Source organism: Castellaniella sp. (assembly GCF_004321985.1).
In the GTDB taxonomy this organism is placed as follows: Bacteria; Pseudomonadota; Gammaproteobacteria; order Burkholderiales; family Burkholderiaceae_B; genus Castellaniella.
Map to the genome: position 1 here is coordinate 1 of NZ_SCQN01000013.1, position 6,555 is coordinate 6,555.

A 6,555-nucleotide genomic window follows, 5' to 3' on the forward strand; every position below is an offset into this window, starting at 1 on the left:
CATGCCAGGCATGGCCAAAACACGATTGATTCAAGCCCTCGGGGCACAAGGTGCGGCTGACCTCGCGCGACGTATGCTGGCTCACACTGTGGTACAGGCGCTGGCGGCCAAAGTCGGGCCGGTAGAGCTTTGTGCCAGCCCGAGTCAAAAAGAACCAATCTGGCAATTCCTTCCACTTCCCACAATGATTACATGGTCGGAGCAGGGAGAAGGAAATCTGGGTGTCCGGCTGATGCGGGCAACACAGCGTGTAACCGATGCAGGTGAATCGGTGTTGCTCATCGGCACCGACTGCCCCGCCCTTGATGCGGCGCACCTGCGTCGCTCAGCCGATTCCCTGCGACAGACAGATGCCACAATGGTCCCGACTGTCGACGGTGGTTATGCATTGCTTGGATTGAACCAGTGTCATTCGTCTCTCTTCGAAGACATTGAATGGAGCACCGACACTGTAGCTTTCGAAACACTACACCGTATGGAGCAGCTTGGCTGGAAGGTACAAAACAACCCGATGCTGCACGACATTGACCGACCTGCTGATTTGAGATGGCTGCCGCAGGCGTGGCTCTAATCCCAAGCCATTTTACGCACTATTTAAGGAGCCATCAATGTTAGGTTTCAAGTCAACGATATCGTGTGCAACCACCATTTTGATCGATCCGGGCATGCTCCGATAGTCAAGTTTCATACGTGGCCTAAGCATCACCACGGCTACAGCGGATAGTCGTGAGCCCCCAATACCAGTTGATCTTTTATATATCGATTTTCACCACATCAAACCCGACCTCTTTGACGCAATCATGGGCTCGACAGATCCGAGCGTGCGCGCGACCGCGCGGATGCTGATGTTGCTCATGTACCCGACACACTAAGTAATCGCCGTACCAGTCCGTGACGACTGATACCAAAGGGGCTACATTATGGTCATGCATGTGATTGAGCGCCATAACCTGATACTGGCCGCGCAAACGGGCGACGCGGCCGCTATCAATCGTCTGCTTGTCGTGTGTCAGGCCGACGTTCGCCGCTACGCGCGGAAGCATTGTCAAGACAGTGATGTCGATGACGCCATACAGGAGTCGCTTCTTGTCATCTCACGGAAAGTGAAAGGGCTCAAAGTCGCGGCGGCGTTCTCCTCGTGGCTTTTTACCGTGGTCAAGCGAGAATGTCGCAAGCTTTCGCGGATAATGTTCCGCTACGAACCACTGCCCGATGAATTGGCTGAGCAGCGCCTATTGCAAAGACCGCAAGATGATCTGAGGATTGATCTAGCCGCTGCGTTGGAATCCCTGCCTGCACACTACCTGGAGGTGATTTTGCTGCGCGACTTTGAGGAACTAACTATCGCGGAGATTACCGCGCAGTTGGGGGAGAACATCGGCGCTATAAAAAGCCGCCTACACCGTGCACGCGAACTGGTGCGTGAATATATGCTGGATTCCGAGTAGGTGTTCTCCGGCAATACCGGCGAATACCTACTGGCCCACCTTTGCAGCACTTTACTCCGTACGTCATCGGTACGCTGTTCGTGTCAAGGAATAAGAGCTTGCGTGTTTTGTTTGACGGCACGCACGCGGGCCAGGACAGCGTCTAGGCTCGAGCATTCGTCAAGGTCCGCCCTCGTGTACTCGGGTACGCCGAGCGCCCGGTTGATCCAGAACGTGCGCCAGCACTGCGTAGTGCTACCCGGTCCAGTCTGCCCATATTTGCTCCTGCACGAGACATAAGGGTTCGTTTAAAAGCTGAGCAAACGGTCTCTTGACATTCCAAGGACGGTAAGGTTTACCGTTTTCTTTATCTACTTGGAAGGAGCGAAGTTTCATGAATCAGCAAGAATCACGACAATCGCACGAAACCACGATCCTCTCTGTCTCGGGGATGACCTGCGGTGGTTGTGCAAACACGGTCACACGCATCCTGTCTCGTATTCCCGGCGTTGCGAAGGCGACGGTAGACATCAAGACTGGCCAAGCGACAGTGAGGGGCACGGCAACTTCCGCGGACCTTGTCGCGGCCGTTGAGGCGGCCGGGTACGGCGCCAGAGATCTGGAGGCCGATGTTGAAGAGGGAGTACAGGATGGACACCATTGAAGTGGTCGATAATCGGCTGCATGCTGTCTTGCCCATCAAGGGTATGACCTGCGCGACCTGCGCGGGCCGTGTCGAGAAAGCCTTGCAGGCCCTTCCTGGAGTAGCTGCGTCGGTCAACCTCTCCAGCGAGCAGGCCGACCTGAAATTTGATGTTGCGCAAGTACAGACTGAGGCGCTGGTCGAGGCTGTGGTCCGAGCCGGCTACGACGTCGATCATGAAACGCGGGAGCTCGCCATCTCTGGCATGACCTGCGCCACCTGTTCGGGTCGTGTCGAACGAGCTTTATTGGCAGTTCCCGGCATCACGCGAGCGGAAGTGAACCTCGCCAGTGAAAAGGCCACCATAGAAGGCGTTGCTGGCCTTCTGCGCCCGGCTGACCTCATCGCTGCCGTGCAGCGAGCCGGATACGGCGCTGAGCTTCTGACGGGTGACGCCGAGCGCGACCGACAGATCCTCGCTGCTGAGGAGAAGCGGCTCAAGCAGGAAACCTGGCGGGTGCTGGTGGCGGCTGTTCTCAGCACGCCTTTGTTGCTGCCGATGGTGGGTGTTGACCTGCCGGCCTGGCTGCAGTTCCTGCTTGCCACACCTGTGCAGTTCATTCTGGGCGCACGCTTCTATGTCGGCGCATGGAAAGCACTACGGGCGCGCACCGGCAACATGGACCTTCTGGTCGTGCTCGGCACGTCGACCGCCTACTTCTACAGCCTTTACATATTGCTCGCCGGACCGGTGGGTGGTCATCTCTATTTCGAGGCGGCCGCAGTGGTCGTCACGTTGATTCTTTTCGGGAAATGGCTTGAAACCAGGGCCAAGCGAGCAACAACGTCAGCGATAAAAGCACTCATGGCGCTGCGCCCCGAAAACGCACGCGTTCTTCGCGGCGATGTGGAAATCGAGTTACCGATTGCCGCCGTATCACCGGGCGATGTTGTCGTTGTCCGTCCCGGAGAGAAGCTGCCGATCGACGGCGTCGTACTTGACGGGCACAGCGAGGTCGACGAGAGCTTGTTGACTGGAGAAAGTCAGCTGCTACCGAAGGGGGCGGGCGACGCCGTGGTAGGTGGCTCGGTCAACGGTAGGGGCCTGCTTCGCATCGAAACAACGCTCGTCGGGGAGCAGTCGACGCTTTCGCGGATTATCGCGCTCGTTGAGAGCGCGCAGGGCAAGAAGGCTCCGGTTCAACGTCTCGTCGATCGCGTCGCTGCGGTTTTCGTTCCAATTGTGCTGGGAGTTGCACTGGTTGCGTTTTTCGGCTGGTGGCTGATCGCAGGTAACTTGACCGCTGGAATCATCACGGCGGTCGCGGTAATGGTGATTGCGTGCCCATGTTCGCTCGGTCTTGCTACGCCGACCGCTCTGATGGTCGGCACCGGCGTGGCCGCCAAGGCCGGTATCCTGATCCGTGATCCGGAAGCGCTCGAATTGGCGCACAAGCTCGACACCGTGGTTCTGGACAAAACAGGTACGCTGACCGAGGGCAAGCCAGCTGTGACAGAAGTCCTCACCACGGGGATGCCGGAGGACGAATTGCTTGCCATGGCAGCTGCTGCGCAGGCCGGCAGCGAGCATCCACTGGCCCATGCGGTCCTGACGAAGGCCAAGGGACTCAAGCGGAATCGCCTTGAAGATTTCCAGAGTCATCCCGGGATGGGCCTCATCGCGCGCGTGTCTGGACGACAGATCGCCATCGGCAATCGCCACTTACTCGCGGAGCAAGGCATACCAACCAAGAGCCTGGAGGCTCAAGTGGCTGCGTTGGAGGACCATGGCCGCACTGTGATGTGGGTGGCAGTCCTCGAACCCAAAACAGAGTTGGCGGGCGCTATTGCGGTCGCAGACCCCGTTAGAAAAACAGCCAAGGCTGCGGTGCGGAACCTGCAACGCCTTGGTATTGAGACCATTATGCTGACAGGCGACCACGAGCGAACTGCTGCCGCAGTTGCCGCGGAACTGGGCATCAAGCGGGTGATCGCATCCGTGCTTCCCGGTCAGAAGGCTGAAGAGGTCCGCCGCCTCCAGTTGGAAGGTTTCATCGTCGGAATGGTTGGGGACGGTGTCAACGACGCACCAGCCCTTGCCGCTGCGAACGTTGGCTTTGCCATGGGCGGTGGTTCGGATGTCGCCATGGAGACAGCGGGCATCACCTTGATGCGCTCGGATCCGCTCCTGGTCGGTGACGCGATCGCCGTCAGTCGAGCCACCCACAACAAGATCCGGCAAGGCCTGTTTTGGGCATTCTTCTACAACGTGATTGGCATGCCGCTCGCCGCACTCGGACTTTTGAATCCAATGATTTCGGGCGCGGCCATGGCTCTGTCCTCGGTTAGCGTCGTGTCCAATGCGTTGTTGCTGCGGCGCTGGCGGCCGACGGTGAAAGAAAGAGTTTGAGTATGGAACCCGTCAAAGGACTCACGATCGTTAGCGTTGCTGCAGGGCTGCGATGAGCGGGCACGACACGTTGTCCTGGATGGCGTGACAGTCACTGATCAGCCTGAATAGAGCCGCCTCGATTTGAGCTAGATCGGCCAGTTTGGTGCGTACGTCACTCAGCCGCTGGGCGGCCAGTTCAGCCGCCTCGCTGCAGTGGGTGCCATCTTCCAATGTCAGGAGCTGTCCGATCTCGTCAAGGCTGAACCCTAATCGCTGGCCAGACTTCACGAACTTCACCCGCTCCACATCCGTGCTGCCGTAGCGACGGATGCCGCCGTACGGTCGCTTCGGGGTAGGCAGCAACCCCCTATGCTGATAAAAGCGAATCGTTTCCACATTGACCCCAGCCGCCTTCGCGAAGGTGCCGATGGTAAGGTTTTCCGAGCCTTGCCCCATGATGCTTGACTCCGTAGTCAACTACGGAAATAAGGTTACAGCATCGAGTAAATCTGGAAAAGGAGTGCATCGTGAAAGATCTTTCGCCTCGACTTACCCGCTTGGGTGACAAAGCCGGCTCAGTTGGTACAGTCGTATCCGCAATGGGGTGCGGCATGTGTTTTCCGGCACTCGCCAGCCTGGGCTCAGCCATTGGGTTGGGCTTTTTGCAGCAATACGAGGGGTTGTTCGTTTCTACGTTGCTGCCGGCTTTCGCCGCCTTGGCACTACTGGCAAACGGACTGGGTTGGTTACGCCATCGCCAATGGCACCGCAGCCTGCTCGGCATGACGGGCCCCGCGATCGTCATCATTGGCGGAGTGTGGTTGCTTGGCACCGTATGGATGCGCCCCCTGGTCTACACCGGGATCGCTCTGATGGCCGGCGTGTCAATTTGGGATCTGGTGTGGCCGGCCAACCGTCGATGCGGCTCGAACGGCTGCGAAGTACCCAAAAATAAATAGTGAATTCCCCCCCCCATACTGCGCGACACGAGTATGTACTGAAAGGCGGCAGACCCCCTGCGGGGTCTAGTATGGCGGGCGCCTGTGGCGGAATCAGTATTGCAGACTGTCTCAGGAGAAGTGGGTGTTCCGCCGCTGAATGGCAAGAGCGGCCAGAACCGTGATCCCCAAAGTCGTTGCCTCGGCGATGCTTAACGGCTGGAACCCCCACCTACCCACGACGACACCCGCGACGGCACCAGCGACACCACCGACACCTCCCATCACAAGATCCGACAACCCCTGAACCGCAGGACGCTCGTCGAGTGGTAATGCCGTGGTAATCGCCGTTGAAGTGCCAATCATCACGCATGACCAGCCCAACCCGATCAAGAACAGACCGGTCGCGAAAAGTGCCAGCAAAGGAGGGGACGCCCAGATCGTAACGACACCGGTCAGCATCATCACGGCGCCAGTCAGTGTGACGACGCGGGGACCGGCTCGGTCAGTGCACCATCCCACCAACGGTGACAGAGCGTACATGCCGGCAATGTGAAGGCCGATCACCGCCCCGATCATCTCAAGCCCGTTGTGGTCACGTTCCATCTGGAGTGGCGCGATCACCATTACTGCGAGCATTGCGGCATGCGCGGAGGCGATGGCCAGTATCCCGTACGCCGCCTGCGGATGCGCGCGCACTACCGCAAGTGCTGACCTGTGCTGACGAGGAGACGGGCTCCTGGTGGGATTGAACTGACGTGCCAACAGCAGGGGATCGGTTCTCATGCCGAGCGCTACCCAGATCGCGGCGGCGAGCGCACCAAGTGCCGCAACCAGAAACCCACCTGTCAATCGCGGCAGCCCCAACATTTCGGCCACGGCACCCGCTGGGCCAGCCACGGCTGGCCCAGCGGCCGCGCCCGCAGCTGTTGCCCACATCACCACCGATACGGCACGGCCTCGATATCGCTCGTCTGCCAAGTCGATTGCCGCGAAGCGGGCCTGCCATGTCGCCGCGAGCCCGGCACCCACAAAAACCATCCCGACCGTCAACAGAATCAAGGAACTTTCCGCGCCCGCAAATACACAGAGGAGACTACCCAGCAAGCACGCCAGATATCCCGCTACCAGACCCACTCGGCGCCCGTAAGTGTT

7 protein-coding genes are annotated in these 6,555 nt (G+C 59.0%); 5 read left to right on the forward strand and 2 right to left on the reverse strand.

The window, feature by feature from the left end; genetic code table 11:
- The 4 genes from EPN31_RS03380 to EPN31_RS03395 form a co-directional block, all read left to right on the forward strand.
- A partial coding sequence (locus EPN31_RS03380; RefSeq protein WP_291769505.1) for a TIGR04282 family arsenosugar biosynthesis glycosyltransferase occupies window positions 1–571 on the forward strand: 571 nt, incomplete at its 5' end.
- A gap of 355 nt (window positions 572–926) precedes the next feature.
- Complete coding sequence (locus EPN31_RS03385; protein ID WP_291769520.1) at window positions 927–1,448, forward strand: sigma-70 family RNA polymerase sigma factor; 522 nt, start codon at window positions 927–929, stop codon at window positions 1,446–1,448.
- A 373-nt stretch (window positions 1,449–1,821) separates the two neighbouring features.
- The gene (locus EPN31_RS03390) at window positions 1,822–2,091 is read left to right on the forward strand and encodes a heavy-metal-associated domain-containing protein (protein WP_291769508.1); all 270 of its coding nucleotides are present in this window, start codon (window positions 1,822–1,824) and stop codon (window positions 2,089–2,091) included.
- Complete coding sequence (locus tag EPN31_RS03395) at window positions 2,078–4,480, forward strand: heavy metal translocating P-type ATPase (protein ID WP_291769511.1); 2,403 nt, start codon at window positions 2,078–2,080, stop codon at window positions 4,478–4,480. The genes EPN31_RS03390 and EPN31_RS03395 overlap by 14 nt, the downstream gene beginning before the upstream one ends.
- A gap of 30 nt (window positions 4,481–4,510) precedes the next feature.
- Here the strand turns inward: EPN31_RS03395 and merR are convergent, their stop codons facing one another.
- Window positions 4,511–4,918: an Hg(II)-responsive transcriptional regulator gene (merR, locus tag EPN31_RS03400; protein WP_291769513.1), complete on the reverse strand. Its 408-nt coding sequence runs from the start codon at window positions 4,916–4,918 to the stop codon at window positions 4,511–4,513.
- A 71-nt stretch (window positions 4,919–4,989) separates the two neighbouring features.
- On the opposite strand from merR, the gene merC reads away from it, so the two are divergent.
- Window positions 4,990–5,421: an organomercurial transporter MerC gene (gene merC / locus EPN31_RS03405; protein WP_291769516.1), complete on the forward strand. Its 432-nt coding sequence runs from the start codon at window positions 4,990–4,992 to the stop codon at window positions 5,419–5,421.
- A 111-nt stretch (window positions 5,422–5,532) separates the two neighbouring features.
- Here the strand turns inward: merC and EPN31_RS03410 are convergent, their stop codons facing one another.
- Complete coding sequence (locus EPN31_RS03410; RefSeq protein ID WP_291769522.1) at window positions 5,533–6,537, reverse strand: MFS transporter; 1,005 nt, start codon at window positions 6,535–6,537, stop codon at window positions 5,533–5,535.
- Between the last annotated feature and the right edge of the window lie 18 nt (window positions 6,538–6,555).

What these genes read in the sequence shown, in the direction of transcription:
- EPN31_RS03385 (WP_291769520.1), top strand. Translation starts at nt 927, where the DNA reads ATGCATGTGATTGAGCGCCATAACCTGATACTGGCCGCGCAAACGGGC.
- EPN31_RS03390 (WP_291769508.1), top strand. Translation starts at nt 1,822, where the DNA reads ATGAATCAGCAAGAATCACGACAATCGCACGAAACCACGATCCTCTCT.
- EPN31_RS03395 (WP_291769511.1), top strand. Translation starts at nt 2,078, where the DNA reads ATGGACACCATTGAAGTGGTCGATAATCGGCTGCATGCTGTCTTGCCC.
- merR (WP_291769513.1), bottom strand. Translation starts at nt 4,918, where the DNA reads ATGGGGCAAGGCTCGGAAAACCTTACCATCGGCACCTTCGCGAAGGCG.